This is a genomic window from Pannonibacter phragmitetus DSM 14782, assembly GCF_000382365.1.
GTDB lineage: Bacteria > Pseudomonadota > Alphaproteobacteria > Rhizobiales > Stappiaceae > Pannonibacter > Pannonibacter phragmitetus.
The window spans coordinates 1-17,709 of the sequence record NZ_KB908217.1 but is presented as its reverse complement, the minus strand read 5'-3'; the positions used below and the strand labels follow the sequence as shown (position 1 = coordinate 17,709).

Sequence of the window (17,709 nt, the reverse complement as noted above, 5' to 3'; positions counted from 1 at the left end):
TTCCAAGTATGAATGTGCCTCCCGCCACTGCGGCGTTCGGCAAAATTCCGGGGCCTTGCGGCACAAGCAGTGACGCCTGCGCCGCAAGGCAGTTCAGTTGGCCTGAGCCACGGGGAAGTCGAGCACATTTTCCGATTTCGGAATGGTCGGATGCTGTGCCCCATCCGTCAGTTGCGGCACACGGCGGGAGGTGTAACTGATAAGCTCCTGAATGCTGGTGAAGCCGTTGGCATCACCGGCATTGCGGTCTGCCTCCCCGTCAAGCCCTTCCAGCAGAGCAGCCGTGAAGGCACCATGGCCGCCCCGGTAGCTTTCATCCTCCAGCGAGGACTGCGCGCCGGTTGATGAAGCAACCACAATGGTGCCAGTGCCTTCCGTCAGCGCTTTCACCGCATCTTCAGCCGTCACGCGCCCGCGCTTGCGCGGTCCAACCGTACCCGCATGACAGATATCCATCAGGAACACGGCCTTCTGGTTGACCGGGCGGCCCTCCAGGAAATCGCGGAACTTGTCCACCTGCATGCCCGTGTAAGGCCGCTGCATATCGCCGTCATGGGTGATGAGATAAAGCTGCTGCTCATTGTCCTGCACACCATGCCCGGCAATGAAGAGCACGATCACATCCTCGGCGGAGGCCTGCCGCAGGAAATCGTTCATCTCTACCCGGATGTTGCGCTCGGTTGCCTGATCATTGACCAGAACCCGCGTGTTGACCTTGCCGTAAAGCACGCCTTCCTGCGCCTTGAAGGCCTTTTCCAGTTCCAGCGCATCCTTGTGGGCATATTCCAGGTTCTGAGTGGCAATCTCATAGTCCGAGATACCGACACCGAAGAACCAAAGCTGCACATTGGATGCCCGCTTCTGCGGCTTCGCTTCCACTTTACGGGTGATTTCCAGCCGCTGGGTCAGGATCTTTGCATCCCTGTAGGCGATGCTGGCCTCGATGACGTTGACACCCTCCTGCAGTATGAACTGACGCGACGTGCCGATCACCTCGCCGCCCTCATAGACCGGCTCTTCATCGAATCCACGCCCGCGCGGAATGGGCCGGCCGTTGAGCGTATACACAAGCTCCGGATCAGGCAGGCTGGCATCCGTCTTCTCGATGCGCAGTTTCAGGATGAAGCTGTCTTCGACGGAGGCAGCTTTCAGCGGCCCATCCACGGACATCTTGTAAGGTGCCTCGAAAAGTTCCGGCTCCACCTGCGGCGTCTCAGGCACGGAGGGCGAACCGCCCTCCCCGGTCAGTCGGCTCAGACGCTCCTGAATGACACGCGGCCGCTCAAAGCGCTGCTTCAGGGCATCAAAGGGCAGATAGTTGTCCCCCAGAGACCAGAAGACACCGTCTGTCCCGCCCAGTGAGGACGTAAACTCACCGCTGGGAGCGTAGGCAATCCACTCATTGCCGTTCTTGATCACCACGGTCAGCTGGCGCTCAAGCGTTCTGAGGTCGAAATAGACAAGTTCGTTGCCCGAGGTCATCGCTACGAGAAGATTACGCGGCTCCAGCACCTCAATGTCACGCAAGGTGCCCCGGAAGAAGGCTGTCCGGTCTCCCAGTTTCAGAAGATCGCGCGACCATTCGATCGTCCGGCCATCATCCAGCTTGCGCGTCCAGAGGCCGTTGTCTGCTTCCCATTTCTCATACCGCCCGCTCGCTACATCGTAGATCCGCCAGCCGCCTGCGACTTCCAGAACGCGCAGCTTTCCGGGTTCCTCATCCCGGAACGAAAGGTCCCGCACTTCCTTGTTCAGGTTGATGACCTTGGTTTCGCGTCCAGAGGCAATGTCATAGACACGGACGGTCTTGCCATTGGTCCAGCCGTGGCCGTAGCCGTCCTGCCAGCTAGTCGCAAGTGCGACCAGGCCATCCACATCACTGATGGAAATGTCATTCACCAAGGTCTCGTAGCTCTTGTCATAGCGCAAGCGGCTGGTGACGAAGTCGAACTCGATACGCGACAACTTCCGCAAGGAAGGACGCTCCCGTACTTCCAGAACGCCCGTCCGGGAATCCGTCTTGCCTGTCGGCTGACCGGCGAAGACCACATACTTGTCGCTGGTCCTGACGAACTGGACATTGAACCCCAGCTCCTCCACCACGTCTTCCCGGAAGTCCTGCGTGCTGAAGGTGACGACCCGGTTGTCTGCATCCACCATGAACTGGCGCGATCCATCCTTCTCCAGCGCCCTCCAGCCAAGTTTGGAGGCTGCCTGCAAGGTATGCACGCGCTGGCCTGTCGTCAGGTCCCAGACGTGGCTGGCAGAGCTGTCGCGCGAAACAAGCAGTGCATTCGTCTTGTCTGTTGAGATACCCCGTCCCTCAGGGGCAAGGCCGGTCATTTCCGCCACGGGCTCGAGAGAGGCTGCATCAAGCCATTCCACGGAGCTGCCGCTGCCTGCGACAATGCGCTTTCCATCGGGCGTGAAAGACAGGAAAATGTCTTGCGCACCCTTGCGCTTTGCAAGGATCTGTCCGTCAGACAGGTCCACCAGCATCAAGCTCGTTTCACTGTTGAAGGTATCATTCATGACAGCCAATGGCCGGGAGGGATGCACAGCAATATTGTTGGGAATGACCGGCACCCGGCTGGAGGCAACCACACTCCAGTCAAGCGCATCCCAGATCACCATCTGGCGCCGGTTGTCGATAGCCACCACATAGCGGCCGTCACGGCTCGCCGCCATGGCGTGAGGCCAGTCCACTCCGGGGAGATGACGCTCCATCTGAAGCGTCTGCCCGTCAAAGATCCTGATACCTTCCCGCTGTGCCTGCCCCGCCACGATCTTGCCGCTGCCGGCCAGCCAGACCAGTGGCCCACTGATCCGTGTGGTGCTCAGCCGGGTGAAGGCACGCTGGCTGCGGGACTGCACATTGTAGACCCTGAGGAAACCCTCACCATCCGTATAGGCCAGTTCATCACTGTAAGGGCTCCAGGCAAACTTGGCAATTTCAACCTCGCCATGAACCTGCGCCACCGCATGCCCGGTCTTTGTGTCGTAGACATAAAGCACGAAGGACTTGCTGCCGCTGACCTCTGTATAGGTCGAGATCGTGGCAAAGTACCGGCCGTTGGGCGAGAAGGCGCGATGATATCCGCCCCGGTAGAAGTCCCGCAGTTTCACCTTCTGCTGCAGATCCCAGAGCTGCACAGGCTCAAAGCCTGTTGCCGCGAGACGCCCGCCTGGCGCAAGTTGCAGCCCTCCGGCGTCAAGCCTGCCTGTGACTGCGATTTCCGGCTCGCTGACATTGCCATAGGGCCGGACCTCGACACGCCGGTTGCGCTGACGCCCTGCTTCGCTGTCATTGCCCGCAATAGGCTGGCCCGCACCGTGGCCAGCAGTCCGCAAACGGCTTGCCGGGATGCCGTGACGTGTCTCCAGATAGGCAGCAACGGCCTGGGCGCGGCGGGCAGACAGCGGCAGATTGATTTCGTCAGACCCGCGGCTGTCCGTATGCCCTTCGATGAGGAAGACATATTTCTCTCCGCCCGGTGCATTGAGTGCTGCAGCCGCCTTATCGAGTGCCGGATAGGTGTCCGCCCGGATCACGTCCGAGTTCGTCTCGAACTCCACAGCCAGCGTCAGGCTGACTCCGATACGGGTTTCCCAGTCCTTCAGGAACGGATTGGCCTTGAGGAAGGCCTGCCGCTCGTTTTCCAGCGCCTCCGCAATACCGAGGCGCTGCTGCCAAAGAGCCAGCCAAGTGCCGCTGAGACCCTTGGCGCCTGACACCTCGTCCAGATAGGCTCGAGCCTTCGCATAGTCCTGAGCCCAGATCCGGTTCTTCACCAGCTCCGCCAGAATCGAGTACTTCCGGCTTGACGGGGTGTCATCCAGAGCCGCCTTCAGGGCAGATTCAGCTTCATCCATGCGCCCCGCCGTCTCCAGCAGGTCGGCAGTCTGGCGCACAGCCTTGTGCCTGTACTCAACGAGCACAGCCTTGGCCTCACCTTCGCGGCAATAAGCCAGAGCCTGCTCCGGCTTGAGCGCAAAGGCGAAATTGGCCCAGCACATGGACGTGGCCACTTGGCTGACTTGCGGCAGATCCTGATAGGCCTTCTGTAACAGGGTATAGCTGCGGTCAAAGTCATAACTGGCCATCATCTCGAAGCCATCCAGTGCAGCTTCCGCCACCTTTGACATGGCATAGGCCTGCTCATAGAGCTTCATGGCCTGCTGGCGGGCATTGAACCGGTCTTTCAGTTCACCTGCCGCGAAAATCAGCGCTTCGGCGCTGCGTTCCGCCACCGCATACTCCAGAACACGCTTCAACTCTGCAGCCCGTGTTTCGGCAGTGGCACCACTGCGCTCAAGCCGTGTCATCCGGAGCTGTGTCAGCCGCTTCAGCGCTTCGAAGGGCGCGCCATCCTTCAGGGCGGCATCGAAGAGCTTCTCCGCCTCCTCCGTATTGCCATCTGACTGGGCGGCAATGGCGCGGATGAAGGTCACGTCACCATCCCGGTTACCGAAGTTGCGCTCGATGCCTTGCAGGAAGGTGTCAGCCTCGGCTGGCTGTTTCAACTTTCCCCGCAGCAGGAAATAGAGATTACGGATGAGATCGGTCTCGAAGCCAACAGCCTCGAGACCCTTCTCATAGATGTCGCGGGCACGGTCGAAATCGTCGACCTCTTCAAAGGTAAGACCGAGGTAGACATAAGCTGTCGGAAAATCCGGCCGCTGATTGATGACCTTGAGATAATTGGCGATCACCTCCTGCCGGTCGGCAAAGTTCCGGTCCTCGATCCAGGTCCGGGCAAACAGGCCCTCCGGAGTGTCCGGAAAGGTGTCTGCCAAATGCTTGCGCATGGCCGAGCGCTCAAAATGGCCGGGGATTTCAAGGCTCAGATCCAGCAGCTGCTCCGGCTCCAGTCCCTGGTAGGGAGAGACGCCTTGCGCAAGAGTGTAACCACCCGCAAAGGGCATGGCGAGAAACAGGCTGGCACCTGCAAGCGCGGAAAGAAGACGGGTCATTCGGTTCAGGCTCCAGCAAGTTCTGGAAAGCGGAGAAGAAAGGGCGGTCCGGGGTGCTAGGGTCTGAGTCATGGGGCCACCTGCACCTCAATTGTTGTCTCGGACCGGTTGCCGGCAGCATCAACGGCAACAATCGTGACGGGATGGGCCTTGCCATCCGCAGGCACCTCCACGCTGGCCTCGAATGGCCCGCGTGAGGAGAATTTCGATGAAAGGGCACCAGCAATGGTGACGGACTGGATCAGCCCCTCATCCTGTGCGTTGCCCTTGAGCACAAAGGAAGCTTCAGAGATACGGCGGATGGCAGCCTGCCCGGCAATGACCTCCAGCTCATCAGCGGCAGGTTCCGACACCACCAGCCTTGGCGCGGTGCGGTCCTGCATGTTCTGCTCGGGAGCCACATGCTCGATATCGACGATCAGCGGCACCACCGTGGCCTCTCCGCTCGCCGCTTCAAAGGAGAGCGGCCCATTGCGCGTGATGTCCTGTTCCGCAACGAGAGCGGCACCCAGCGCCGCCTCCAGACGCGGCAACGGACCCGCCCGGCCAGAATTCATCCGCCCGGCAATGGCGCTGGCATCCAGCGGCTCGCGCGAGAACAGCACGACGTAGTGATCCCGCCCGGTGTCATCATTCAGCCGTGTGAAGAAATCCTCCGTCGGCCCCGGCACAAGCAGCGCATTACCCGCCTCTGCCCTGGGATTGAGGCCACGGTTTCTCGGGAAAAGCTCCACATAGTGCCCGGCGCTGTCGCCGCCCAGAACGTAAATATAGCCACCGGTCCTGCTGGAAATTTCCGCCCGGAAGCGCGTGCCAGACGGCATGGGGTCGGTCAGCTGCGAGGTCTCGCCGAGCCGTGAAACCTGCAGCTCCTTGCCCGAGATATGGATGAGCCGCAGGCTGCCGCTCATGTCCACCACCTTTTCAGGCTCCGCCGGCTGCGGCGGGATCATCTCGAAGCCCTCCATCACAAAGGCATTAAAGTCGTCATAGGAGACCCAGACAAAGCCTCCGTTGCCCCAATCCGTGCCCCAGCTGTTGATCAGCTCAAAGGCTCCGCCGAACTTCGTATCATCGTAGCCGATCACCGCCATGGCATGCCCGCCAAGTTCGCGGCGGTCCCGCAGGGCGATATCCTCGCTGCCGCGCATGTAGCGCTCGCCCGAGCCCATGAAGGCATCTGAAACAAGCATGCCAATAACGACCGGATTGCCATTGGCCAGCGCCCGGCGCACCGCCACATGCTTTGCGTTGGAGCGCCGGTCAAACAGACGCTTGTAACCGCCGATACGGTAGGAGGCTGCAAGGTTCAGATGCTCCGGCCCCGGACGGGCGCTGCAGCTCTTGTCCGTGTAGGGAAAATCGCGCAGCAGCGGCACCCCGTCCTCTGCCATCAGTTCCAGCGCATCAGCGGGCAGCGAACCATCATCGCAACCGCCCTGACGGATCTGGTTGTAGATAAAGGCCGGCGAGAAAACGCTGCGGTTGATATCGTTCCGGGACGTCATCTCCAGACGCCTGGCCTCACTCAAGGTGCGTGCGGCATAGGCAGAGGCCCAGCCTACACAACTTCCCTGCCGGCCCTGATCGCCCGGCGTGGGGGCAAAAGCCTTCAGCGACACGCGAGGCGGCAGGAACGCGTAGTTGCCCCGCGCCATGGGCGCTCCCTTGGGCACGGCTCCATAGACCTGCTCGTCAAACACGGCACCTGTCGCGAACTGCGCAAGGGGGGATGCGGCAGGGAATACCGCTGCCCACGCAATCACTGCCACCACAACGCACCACCGGATGGCTCTGGCAATATTACTCGAAAGGAATGCGCCTTCTGTATACGGCGTCATATCCGCACCTGAGCCGCTCTGCTGCCTTGCCGTCATGCTTTCCGTCCCGGCCCCGTGCCGGATGCGCCCACGCTCCAGCCTAGAGAAACCTCACTCACCCGGTTCTTTCATGAACCGGACTGCCCGGAAGGCATCTCAACAGGGAGAGGCGTCATGTTCATCCCCCAAATGGGGAATACGTTGCGGAAAGAGCTTCAAACGGAAGCACTCGGCACGAGATGCAAGAAAAAAGGGCGGCCCGGAGACCGCCCTTTCGAAGGATTGAAAAAGACAAGCTGAAAATTGATTTTCCGTTTGCCCACAAGGCACCCAGCCACACGCGAGATCTAGACCGTTTCGGGAACGAGGGCTGAAAATCACCCGAAAAATTCACTTCAACAGGCGCCGGTACTGACTGGCGCCGGTTCACATGAAACCGGGCCTATCGCCCAACTCAAGGCCAGGGAACACGGTGTTCGTCAGCACGGAGGCGTTGATGCCGAACTGTTGGCCAAGAAGGGCAGCGGCCACCGCGCGGACATCTCCTGTGGGGGTGAGATCCCGGTCATCCAGAAGATCGCCATCCCCGAGCCCCGGCCAGCGGCCATAAACCTTGCCGCCACGGATGGCTCCACCCGCAATGACGCAGCAGCCACCGGTGCCGTGATCCGTCCCGTCATTGGCATTCTGACGCACGGTGCGGCCGAATTCGGTCATTGCCACCACCGCCGTCTTCGCCCAGACCTTCGGCCCCATCTCATCGCGCAGGGACAGGATGGCGGTGGAGAGGTCCTTCACCGCACTGGCAAACTCTTTTTCCTGCTGCACATGCGTGTCCCAGCCGGTGATGGAGAAGCTGGCGATGCGGTACTCGTCCTTCAGCAAGGCCCCCGCCATGCGCGCGACATGGGCAACGCTGCCGTTGCGCTTTTCACTGGCATAGAGTGCGTCGATGAAACTGTCGATGCCAACCGCCTGCTGCAAGGCCTCTGAAAAGGCCCGGTCGCCTTTGTAGAGCTCCGCCAGAAAGCTCAGCTCATCGCGCCCCAGTGCAATGTCCGATCGCGGCGACCAGACATCCGCTGGATTGGCGCCGGAAAGAATGACCTCTTGCGCGGTGCTGACGCTGATCGCCTTCAGAGGCTGACCGGTGAGGGACAGGGTGCGGTTGAGCCATCCCCCTGTTTTCGCAGCTCCCTCCGTTCCTCCCGCCTCCAGAATGTCCTGTCCGTCGAAGTGGCTGCGGATGTTGCGGTAGGGTGTTGAAACCGCATGCACGAAGGCCAGCTCCCCTACCTTCCACAGTGGCAGCAGGGGGCTCGCTGCCGGATGCAGGCCGAAAAAATCATCCAGCGGGATGAGCCTGGGGGCGGATGCCTCCACCAGCTTGGGCCGGAGACCGGCAAAACCCTTGTCGCCCACCGGCTGCACCAGATCCAGTCCGTCCATGGCGCCGCGCAGGATGATGGCCGCGAACCGGTTGTCCCCCGGCATGGCGGCGAGCGCCAGCGGCGTGAAGAGAGGCGCTGCCGCAGCACAACAGGCCGAGGCCAGAAATCCGCGGCGGGTCATGCCAGAAAGCGTGTCGGTCAGCTTGCCAGCCATCGGCTCATCTCCTGTTGAATTCGGGTGAAGCAAGCGCCAGCATCAGCCCGGCCTCACGGCTCGGCGCGCGGGAGACGAGGCGCACCGTGTCGTCCCGCGCCAGATCGGCCAGCACGTCACGGGCAAAGTTGCGCGGGTCCGGCTTGCCGGGAATGCGCCGGACCAGCTGCCGCGCCCATTCGATGCGCATGGAAAGCTGCGCCGGGTTGAACCAGTAGGCATTGTTGTCCTTGAAGCCAGCCGCATCACTTGGCCGCCACACAGGCTCTCCAAGGGCGGCAATCATCTGCCCGGCCTGCCGGGCAAGCGAGCGCTTGGCCTTGGGGCGGGCCTTCATATCCTCGCCGCCATCCTTGCCCTCCATGCCCTTGCGGTTTTCATCGTCATCTGCCTCCGCCATCGCCAGCCGCTGCGGCTCTGCATCCGGCAGGTCAAAGGCGCCACGGGGCCTGTCCTCATCGTTGAACAGATCCTCAGGCTCTGTCAGCCCTGCGGCCCGCAAGGTGGAGACGACATAGTCAAAGGGCTTCTTGAATTTCTGCCCCGGCTCTTCCCAGGCAGCCTTGCTCTGCAGCATGGCCCGGTAGACGGCCGTCAGATCCCCGTCCTTCGCCTTCCAGGCCTTCACCATGGCGTCAATCGTCCCCTCATCGGGCGTCTCGCTGATGAAATGAGTGAAAAGCTGCGTGCTGACATGCCGCATGGTGCGCTCATCCGACGCCAGGTCCTCCAGCACGGCTCCAGAAATGTCAAAGACGCCTTCACCGCGTTCGTAGGTCTTGCCGAGAACCTTGAACCTGCCCGGCTCCGCCCTGCCGCGGTCAAAACCGGCCTGAACCTCTTCGCGGTTAGACACGAGGCCGGTCAGCAGCAGCGCCAGCTGGCGCACATCCGCCTGGCTGTAACCGGAGTTGACGCCGAGCGTGTGCAACTCCATCACCTCGCGGCCGAAGTTCTCGTTCACGCCGCCGCCGCGCTTCTGCGCCTGCCGCGAATTTGGCCCCATGGATTGCGTCTGATCCAGAAACACCAGCATCGCCGGGTGCAGCGACACCGCCTTCAGCAGGTGCGCAAAACGCCCGGACAGATTGGGACGGATCGCCTCTGCCTCATAGAGCGGCACGATCAGCCGCATCTCCGTCGACTTGCTGGCGCTGACGGTGAAATGATTGAGCCAGAAGCTGGCCAGCCGCTCCTGAAAGCCGAAGGGAGAGCCTGCGGCCTGGGCGATCCGGCCCGAAACATCGGCATCGAGCCGCGCAGAGACGTCCCGGTTCAGCGCCTTTTCCCGCTCTCCCAGTGCCTCGCCGTCTTTCATACGCTGCGTCAGATCCTGGCGCACCAACCGGTACTCCCGGATGCGCCTTTTGCGCGTCTCACCCCCCTCCCGGGGAAACAGAAGCTTTGCGTTCCCGGCCTTGCGCAACTGTTCCAGCAGCGCGTCCGGATCGCCCTCCGGTGCCTCGCCCGGTGTCAGGCCAAATCCGAAGCGCACCCCGGCAACCACCGCCCGTGAAACCGTCATGCCCGCTCCTTGTTCGTGCCTGTGGCCTGTGGCCCGCCGCCGCGCAGCCCCTGCAGACGCAAATGAGACGCTGCCAATGCGGTGAAACCAAGAACCGGTTAAGCCGCTGCACGAACGATCTTTTTTGCCGGACCGGGAGGACAGAAACGGCGAAATTGGGGCAGTTGAGGATGCCGTGGAAGCGTGTTTCCGCCCACAAAATATGAGTTTCAGAGTCTTGTTTGCTTCAGCACGTGCAGTTATAAGGCGCCAGCTTCAACAGCTTGGCCGGAACATCCCCATGAAATCTCTTCTGATCGCCTCGGGCGTCATCGCTTGCCTTGCCGCTACGGCAACGGCAGCCTCCGCTGCACAGACACAGTATCCGCTCACCATCGAGAACTGCGGCGTGCCGGTCACCTTCACCAAGGCGCCGGAGCGGGCCGTTGGCCTTGGCCAGAACAGCGCGGAAATCCTGCTGCTGCTCGGCCTTGAGGACAAGATGGTTGGCACTGCCTTCTGGCCGAACAAGGTTCTGCCTCAGCTGGAGGAAGCCAATGCCAAGGTGAAGGTGCTGACGGTCGAGTTTCCGACTTTCGAATCCATTCTGGCGGAAAACCCGGATTTTGTGACCGCCGCCCTGCCGAGCCTGATCGGCGCTTCGAGCAAGGTTGCAAAGCGCGAAGACTTTGAAAAGCTGGAAATTCCGGTCTACCTTTCGCCCAGCACCTGCGTCGCGGAAGGTGCAGCCAAGGACAAGTTCGGCTATGGCGACCGCTCCACACTCTGGCAGATGGACACGCTCTTCAAGGAGATCGACGAACTCGCCCAGATCTTTGACGTGCAGGAGAAGGGTCAGGCCCTGATCGCCGACCTGAAGAAGCGCGAAGCCGATCTGCGCGCCGGTTCCCCCAAGGATGGCAAGAAGCTGTCCTACGTGTTCTGGTTCTCCAGCCCGTCACCGTCCGCAGATGCCTATCTGGGCGGAAAGTTCAGCGCATCCGGCTTCATCGCCGATGTCCTGGGCGGCACCAATGCCATTCAGTCGGAAGCCGAGTCTCCCGCTCTCGGCTGGGAGAGCATCATCGCCTCCAACCCGGATGTGATCGTCGTCGCCCGGGTTGACCGTAACCGCTGGGAACTCGACAAGGCCGAGGCCAAAATTGAGTTCCTGACCACCGACCCGGCGACCAGCCAGATGCCCGCCGTGAAAAACAAGGCGATGGTGATCATGGACGGCCAGGCCATGAACCCGACCGTGCGCACGATCTTCGGCGCCGAACAGGTGGCTGAGCAGCTCAAGGCGCTCGGCCTGCGGTGAGCATTGTGATTGAGACAAGCCAGTCTGGCTATGCACTGCGGCAGACCCTGGTAACCCTGGGCCTGCTGCTTGCCAGCCTTGCAGCCATTGCTCTGGTGGTCGGCATCAGCGTCGGGATCGGTGACATGCCGATCCCGCTTGCCACCACATACACCGCCATCACCAACAAGCTCGGCTGGACTGCAGTCGAGCTGAACCGCATTCATGAGTCCGTCATCTGGGACTACCGTCTCAGCCGGGCTCTTGTTGCGGCCTTCTGCGGGGCAGGCCTTGCGATCTCCGGCGCGATCATGCAGTCGCTGCTGCGCAATCCGCTGGCCGAGCCCTATGTGCTCGGCATTTCGGCCGGTGCATCGACCGGCGCTGTCTGCATTGTCATCCTTGGGATCGGCGCTGGCACGGTTTCCCTGTCTGCGGGCGCTTTTGCCGGTGCCTTTGCCGCCTTTCTCTTCGTCGCCCTGCTGTCCAACGGCACGAGAGGCGGTGCAGACCGCACCATTCTGGCCGGTGTTGCCGCCTCCCAGCTCTTCAATGCCGCCACGTCCTATGTGGTGACGACGGCAGGCAACGCCCAGCAGGCGCGTGACGTGATGTTCTGGCTGCTGGGCAGCTTCGGCGGCGTGCGCTGGCCGGAGTTTACGCTCGTTTCCATCGTCGTCGGCCTCGGCCTCATCGCCTGCCTCGCCTATTCGCGCATTCTCGACGCCTTTGCCTTTGGTGATGAATCGGCCGCAGCGCTCGGCGTCAACGTCAGCCGCGCCCGCCTCAGCCTGTTCTGCCTGACCGCGCTTCTCACCGCCACCATCGTCAGCATGGTGGGCTCCATCGGCTTCGTCGGGCTGGTCATTCCCCATGCAGCACGCTTCCTTGTGGGGCCGCTGCACATCCGGCTGCTGCCGGCCTGCGCCATTGGCGGGGCCATCTTCATGGTGCTGGCGGACATTGCCTCGCGCCTGCTCATTCCGCAGCAGGTTCTGCCGATCGGCGTCGTGACGGCCCTTGTCGGCGTGCCGGTCTTCTCCATCATCCTCTACCGTTTCCAGCGTGCATCATGAGCATCAGGTCTGAAAACATCGCCTGGAAGATTGGCGTCAAAACAGTTCTGGAGGACATTTCCTTCGAGGCAAGGCCCGGCGAAATGCTTGGCCTGCTGGGCCCGAACGGCTCCGGCAAGACCTCGCTGCTGCGCCTGCTGGCCGGCCTCAAGCTGCCGCATTCCGGCCGCGTGCTGCTGGAAGACCGGGATATTCAGAAGATTTCCCGCAAGACGGTGGCCCAGCGTGTGGCTTTCGTCGAACAGCACGCCACCACCAATGCCAATCTCAAGGTCGAGGATGTGGTCAAGCTCGGCCGCTTCCCGCACCGGTCCATGTTCTCCGGCTGGACAAAGGCCGATGAACACGCGGTGGAAGAGGCGCTGGAGCGCTCCGGCATGTCCGCCAAGCGGCACGAGCGCTGGCAGCACCTGTCGGGCGGCGAAAAGCAGCGTGCGCACATCGCCCGCGCACTGGCCCAGAGCCCGCGCGAGCTGATCCTTGATGAGCCGACCAACCATCTGGACATCCAGCACCAGATCAGCCTGCTGAAGCTTATTGCAGGCCTGCCCGTCACCAGCATCATCGCGCTGCATGACCTCAACCACGCCGCCATGTTCTGCGACCGCATCATCGTGCTGGAACAGGGCCGCATCGTCGCCAATGGCACACCGGCAGAGATCCTGACCGAAGACCTGCTCCGCTGCGTCTTCTGCGTCAGAGCCCACGTCTGCCCCTCCGACCACCACAAAGGCCCGCATATCCAATTTTTGAAGTGAGGCGGGGACGGGAGGAGTGGCTCTCAGGTGAACGGCGTTTTGTGCATGAGTACGAACAGCTCATGCCGAAGTTATACCAACGCTCGATGAGCTTGGCTCATCGAGCGTTGGTTAAGCCCGTGCGGCGCTTGAGCATTTTCAAGGCGTGATGCGTCAGCATCTCAGAGCCTTGATATTATAGGACCCCGGGCCGTTTGACGCGCGAAGGCACGAAGAGTGCGCCCCTTGACGCAGCGTAACTCAGTTTGGCAGTGGAATGGGCGCCGTCCGCAGCTCGCACCAGGTGGCGATATCGCCCAGATCAAATCGCTCGCACCCGTTCTCCTTTTCAATATGGAAATACTCCCACCCCGTTTCGGACAGCGCATAGTAGCGGGTACGATCGCTCCCCCGGAGCCAGAAACTCCCTGAGCCTGCATTCTCAACATCGGCCCGAAAGGTCCAAATGCTGCTTTCTGCCGGGATGAAATAGCTCCCGCGCCCTTCAAGCAGGCCCCATGCGTTCTGCGGAAGCCGGGTCGTCAGCGGCAGAACAACCATCATCCCAAGAGCAGCCAGGATTACTCGTTTCACGTTGGACCATATCCGCGCCAGGACAATTTTATAAAAACCCTTGGCTTGTCTAGGTGGATTTCATCAAGCTGAAGCAAGCGGCGCTTGCGGCGGAGGGCCGGAAGCACAGAACAAGAATTTGAGGCATCCGGGTTTTTTCCGGGGCATAATGCATCAGCATACCGGATGCCTTGAACATCATCCAGCCACCTGCAAACGTCCCGCAACCGAAAGGCCTGAGCCATAGAACCCGGAGCCAAGATCCTTCACCAGATCTATGAAGCAGCGCTGGAGCCGGAGGGCTGGCAGCCGGTTGCCGAGAGTCTTGCAGGACTGGTGGATGGGGCGGCAGTTCATATGTTTCTGGTGTCCGGATCATCCGGCCACGCCCATGTGAACCTTTATGTGGGCGGCGACCCTGACTTCGCGCCCGTCTATCTGGATGGCTACGCCAGAGACGATTTCCGCGTGCCGCGTGTCATGGCACGTGAAGCAGGCAGCTTCTGCTCCGAGCATGTTTATGTATCAGAGGCAGAGGCGCGCAAAAGCAGGATCCATCAGGAACTTCTGCCCCGCTTCGGCATCCATGACATCCATGGCAGCAATCTGAGCTTTGATGGAAACATCGGCTGGTTCGGCATTGGCTCGTCGCGGCGGGACCGTGGTATCGAGCCACCGGCCGTCAAGCTGCTGACGGCACTGTCACCGCATTTGCTGCGCGCGTTCAAGCTGGGTATGGCACGGCTCGGCCTTGACGATGCCCCCGGCACCCGCACGGACGTAGCCGACCTGATCGCCTCAGCCGTTTTCGTGTTCAACGGAAAGCAACTTGCAGAACTGAACCGCTTCGCCGGGCAGCTTCTGAATGAAGGCTGGTTCCGGCTTTCCCCCGCCGGGACGCTGTCCTGTACCGATACGCTCGAAAATGCGCGTCTTGCAGCCTTTCAGCAGTCTGCGGATGCGGCTTCCGGCCAGGTCACCCTGCATCTGCGTCACCCGGACAGCAACACCCTTTACGCCCTGCGGCGCTGGAGCGCCGGCACGGCACGGATTGGACCATCCCGCCAGATCCTGACGGTCACACCTCTGACCATCGCCGCGCCCAGTCCAGAGCAGGTTGCAGACTTCTGCCGGCCATTCGGAATCACACCAGCAGAATGCAGGGTCGTGCACGCCGTTCTGTCGAGCCTGCCGCTCTCCACCTTCGCAAACCGGACAGGTTCCAGCCTCTATACGGTTCAGGACCAGTTAAAGTCGGCCATGCTCAAGATGGCCATGCCATCCCAGAAACTGATCTTCGCAGCCTTCGAACGGTACCAGGCCTTGCAACGCTGATCCCCTGAACGGGGGATGCTGCAGCATGACGGTCCAAACTAGTGTGCCGGCCGGTACAACTGCGGAGGGCTCGAATGCGAAACCAGAAGACCGGCTTTGCGATAGCATTGCTGGCCCTGTCAGCCTGCAATGGCACTTCAGGGAAGATGAGCGCATCTCAACCTGCGATGACAGCTCGAACAAATGTTTATCTCGAAGCACTTGCCGAAAAGTGCGGCCAGCTCGACCTTGCGCAGGCCCAAGCAGCAACGTTTGGCGGCAGTTGGCCTGCCCGGGGGACAATCGTCCCTCCTCTCTTCCACGGAGACAGGGATACCGATCTTGCCAACACGATCAACTGGGTGGTGTGGCGCGGCTTCCGGCCCAACAGCGATTTGGGCTTTCTCAGCGAACTTGTACGCAGCGATGGGGCCGTCTTTAGCTGTCAGGCACGTCCAACGCTCGGCCTGCGTCCCCAGACGATACTCGCTGGCATCATGCGGATGTTTCCTCCTGTAGCTGTCGCCAGCAGTTCCGGCAGAACAAACAACGGTGACGTCCGTCATCACAGTTTCCTGCTTTACTCGGGTCAGGCTCCGGCTGTCATCGAGATCACCGGCACCGATTCATCACTGCCCATGTCAGGCGTACGCATGTGGATGGAAGTCCCGCCCAACTCTGATGGCAAGGGAGCGGCACAGGTTCTGCGCGAGATTGCAGCCGCCATGCCGCCGGAAGAGCATGCAGCCGTGAAGGCCCTTGCGCGGGATCTGCAACAGAGAATGCGCGCCGCCCTTGCCCGTGACCTTGCATCTGAAGCTGCGGAATCAAGGCGGTTGAAGGCCGAACTGCGCGCCAGGGTCGAAGCTGGCCGGCAGGCACGCGGCACAACGACCGGCCAGATGATCGGCCTGGGGATCGCGCAGGGAGCATCCGGCTTTCTGCGGCAGGAAGCAGGCTTTGAAGAGACCCGCAGGAGACTCAATGGCCCCTCACCTGCAACGGGCAGCAGAACGGGCGGAAACGGCCCGGGCAATGGCATCACCCTTTGCGCGACAGGCTATATCCGTCCACCAGAGCGCTATAGAAACTCCATCCCTCCCGTCGAATGGCGCTGCGATTCACCAACCCGTTCCGAAGCGGAAGCAATCATGGCACAGCGCGTAGCAGCTCGTGACAAGGCCGCCAAGCCACAAAGCAGCACGCCGGCCAGCCCACCGGTCCGAGAACGGCCGAGGACTAACCCTTGCGCCAACGCAAAGCCGGGGGTTGCATGCACCACGCCAAAATAGAGAGATCCATCTATCTGCGGGCTGGTGCACCCCCATCTTGCACATTGAACACAGAGTGAACAGGCTTATTGGGATTGGGGGCGGTGTGATCAAGCACGTGGTCCACGCGATTTCCAAATTTTGGGTCCGCACCATAAACCAAACCACCCGGCGACACATGAACCAGATCGCCCTAAATCGTTCGGTACGTTTTAAACCCTGCAGGCGCATTGATCTGTGCGCTAACGCCACTCACCTGACGCCAGCCATCGGGCGCCCTGTTCGCCCCGCCCAACACCTCCTCAACCCGGCCGGTCTCCTTTGCCAGCTTGAGGCGCTTGAGCATGTTGATGGAGCCGGAGGGAAGGAAGACAGAGACGGCAGCCGTCCCGCCCTTCAGCTGGTTCTGAAGGCGCGGGTCAGGCTCGTTCCAGTGCTTCGAAATCCTCAGGCCAGTGGCTTCGCCGGTATAGACGGCGGGGCAAGGTCAAGACGGTCAGACCTAAACAGGCTTCAATGCAGCCAGAAATCCGAGCCACTTGACCCTGAGTCAGAATGCGGCACTGTCAGGCGAATACCGTCTCTGTACACTTTGGCAATCAGAGGCACACCTTTGAACCTTCGCAGGTGAGCTCGTTGTGCAACCGAGAGAGCAAGTCTTCCCACTTCCGGAGCATTTCATCTTCACCTGTCAGCTCCCCATCCTGCACAGGCATGTAATGTATGATCGGACTCATAAAATCGGGATAATCAAAATCCGCATAAATCTCTTCAACGCAAGAAAATGGGTTAAGCACCTCGTTCCGGCGCTCATACAGATCCTTTAATAAAAGAAAAATCCATGCTTTTTTGATAAAAATTGTGCCAGCAGGCTGATCTCTGCTAAGGCTTGCAAGAGCATGATAGACTTCCAGTTCATCACTCGGATCACAAATCGCCAAGTCGTATTCTTCAGGAACGGACTCCTCCGACAGATTCAGTTTGGCAAAATCAACGACAGCTCGCGCGTCCACAAGCCTTCGATCAAGCCCATAACAAAGTCCCGCCCACCCAATCCAAGGCGCCTGTTCATAGCAAAATCTGCCATCAATCTTGCTCATTATTTCAGTCCCTTATCCCTTACGGTAGCCGTGATGGAATTTGATTTGGCATACCGGTTATACGGCCATCAGGAATAAACCTTTGATGTGTCAGTTGACCGCTTGAATCAACAAGCCATTCAAACACGCCAGCACGACCATCTACCTGCCCTTCCATCTGCGTTAGATTATATGACTTTGAACCGTCCCGGGTTTTCCGGAGGCAGTTTCATTTGAGTCATGCAACCATATCGAGGGTCTTTTGGGCTGCATGGTATTTGGCTTCGGCCTCTGCGGGCGGGATGTGCCCGATGGGGCCGAACAGGCGGTTGTTGTTGAACCAATCGACCCAGCGCAGGGTCGCCATTTCGACGGCCGACGCGCTCGGCCATGACCGCTGGCGCCAGATGACCTCGGCCTTGTAGAGGCCATTGATCGTCTCGGCCAAGGCGTTGT

Annotated in this window: 12 protein-coding genes; 5 read left to right on the top strand and 7 right to left on the bottom strand. The window is 60.7% G+C overall.

Translation table 11 applies throughout. From position 1 onward, the window contains the following. Window positions 1-93: 93 nt before the first annotated feature. From H163_RS0106930 to H163_RS0106915, 4 genes are all read right to left on the bottom strand, one after another. Window positions 94-4,974 (bottom strand): OmpA family protein, encoded by a 4,881-nt coding sequence (locus H163_RS0106930; protein WP_019963834.1) that lies wholly within the window; start codon window positions 4,972-4,974, stop codon window positions 94-96. 68 nt (window positions 4,975-5,042) lie between these two features. Further along, entirely contained in the window at window positions 5,043-6,746 is a 1,704-nt protein-coding gene (locus H163_RS0106925) for a C1 family peptidase (RefSeq protein ID WP_208975346.1), read from the bottom strand. A gap of 474 nt (window positions 6,747-7,220) precedes the next feature. Further along, window positions 7,221-8,399: a DUF1501 domain-containing protein gene (locus tag H163_RS0106920; RefSeq protein ID WP_019963832.1), complete on the bottom strand. Its 1,179-nt coding sequence runs from the start codon at window positions 8,397-8,399 to the stop codon at window positions 7,221-7,223. 4 nt (window positions 8,400-8,403) lie between these two features. Further along, the gene (locus tag H163_RS0106915) at window positions 8,404-9,924 is read right to left on the bottom strand and encodes a DUF1800 domain-containing protein (protein WP_026355546.1); all 1,521 of its coding nucleotides are present in this window, start codon (window positions 9,922-9,924) and stop codon (window positions 8,404-8,406) included. Window positions 9,925-10,204: 280 nt separating this feature from the next. Between H163_RS0106915 and H163_RS0106910 the strand changes: the two genes are divergently transcribed. Genes H163_RS0106910 through H163_RS0106900 form a run of 3 tightly spaced genes read left to right on the top strand, consistent with a single transcriptional unit; the run spans window position 10,205 to window position 13,037 of the window. Next, entirely contained in the window at window positions 10,205-11,224 is a 1,020-nt protein-coding gene (locus H163_RS0106910) for an ABC transporter substrate-binding protein (protein ID WP_019963830.1), read from the top strand. 35 nt (window positions 11,225-11,259) lie between these two features. Next, window positions 11,260-12,279 carry a FecCD family ABC transporter permease gene (locus H163_RS0106905; RefSeq protein ID WP_026355545.1) on the top strand — a complete coding sequence of 340 codons (1,020 nt, stop codon included), beginning with the start codon at window positions 11,260-11,262 and terminating at the stop codon, window positions 12,277-12,279. Next, window positions 12,276-13,037 carry an ABC transporter ATP-binding protein gene (locus tag H163_RS0106900; RefSeq protein ID WP_019963828.1) on the top strand — a complete coding sequence of 254 codons (762 nt, stop codon included), beginning with the start codon at window positions 12,276-12,278 and terminating at the stop codon, window positions 13,035-13,037. Before H163_RS0106905 ends, H163_RS0106900 begins: the two co-directional genes overlap by 4 nt. Before the next feature lie 240 nt (window positions 13,038-13,277). Here the strand turns inward: H163_RS0106900 and H163_RS0106895 are convergent, their stop codons facing one another. Continuing rightward, window positions 13,278-13,610: a hypothetical protein gene (locus H163_RS0106895; RefSeq protein ID WP_026355544.1), complete on the bottom strand. Its 333-nt coding sequence runs from the start codon at window positions 13,608-13,610 to the stop codon at window positions 13,278-13,280. A gap of 336 nt (window positions 13,611-13,946) precedes the next feature. Between H163_RS0106895 and H163_RS0106880 the strand changes: the two genes are divergently transcribed. Next, on the top strand, window positions 13,947-14,924 hold the full coding sequence (locus H163_RS0106880; RefSeq protein WP_019963824.1) for a helix-turn-helix transcriptional regulator: 978 nt from the start codon (window positions 13,947-13,949) through the stop codon (window positions 14,922-14,924). A gap of 74 nt (window positions 14,925-14,998) precedes the next feature. Then, window positions 14,999-16,195, top strand: coding sequence for a serine/threonine-protein kinase (locus H163_RS24305; RefSeq protein WP_147290449.1), 1,197 nt, complete (start codon window positions 14,999-15,001; stop codon window positions 16,193-16,195). Between the two features lie 578 nt (window positions 16,196-16,773). On the opposite strand, the gene H163_RS0106870 is transcribed toward H163_RS24305, so the two are convergent. Both H163_RS0106870 and H163_RS0106865 read right to left on the bottom strand, forming a co-directional pair. Further along, entirely contained in the window at window positions 16,774-17,274 is a 501-nt protein-coding gene (locus tag H163_RS0106870; RefSeq protein ID WP_026355543.1) for a DUF2247 family protein, read from the bottom strand. Window positions 17,275-17,491: 217 nt separating this feature from the next. Beyond that, window positions 17,492-17,709: integrase core domain-containing protein (locus tag H163_RS0106865; protein WP_019963821.1), on the bottom strand; the 218-nt coding region annotated here is incomplete at its 5' end.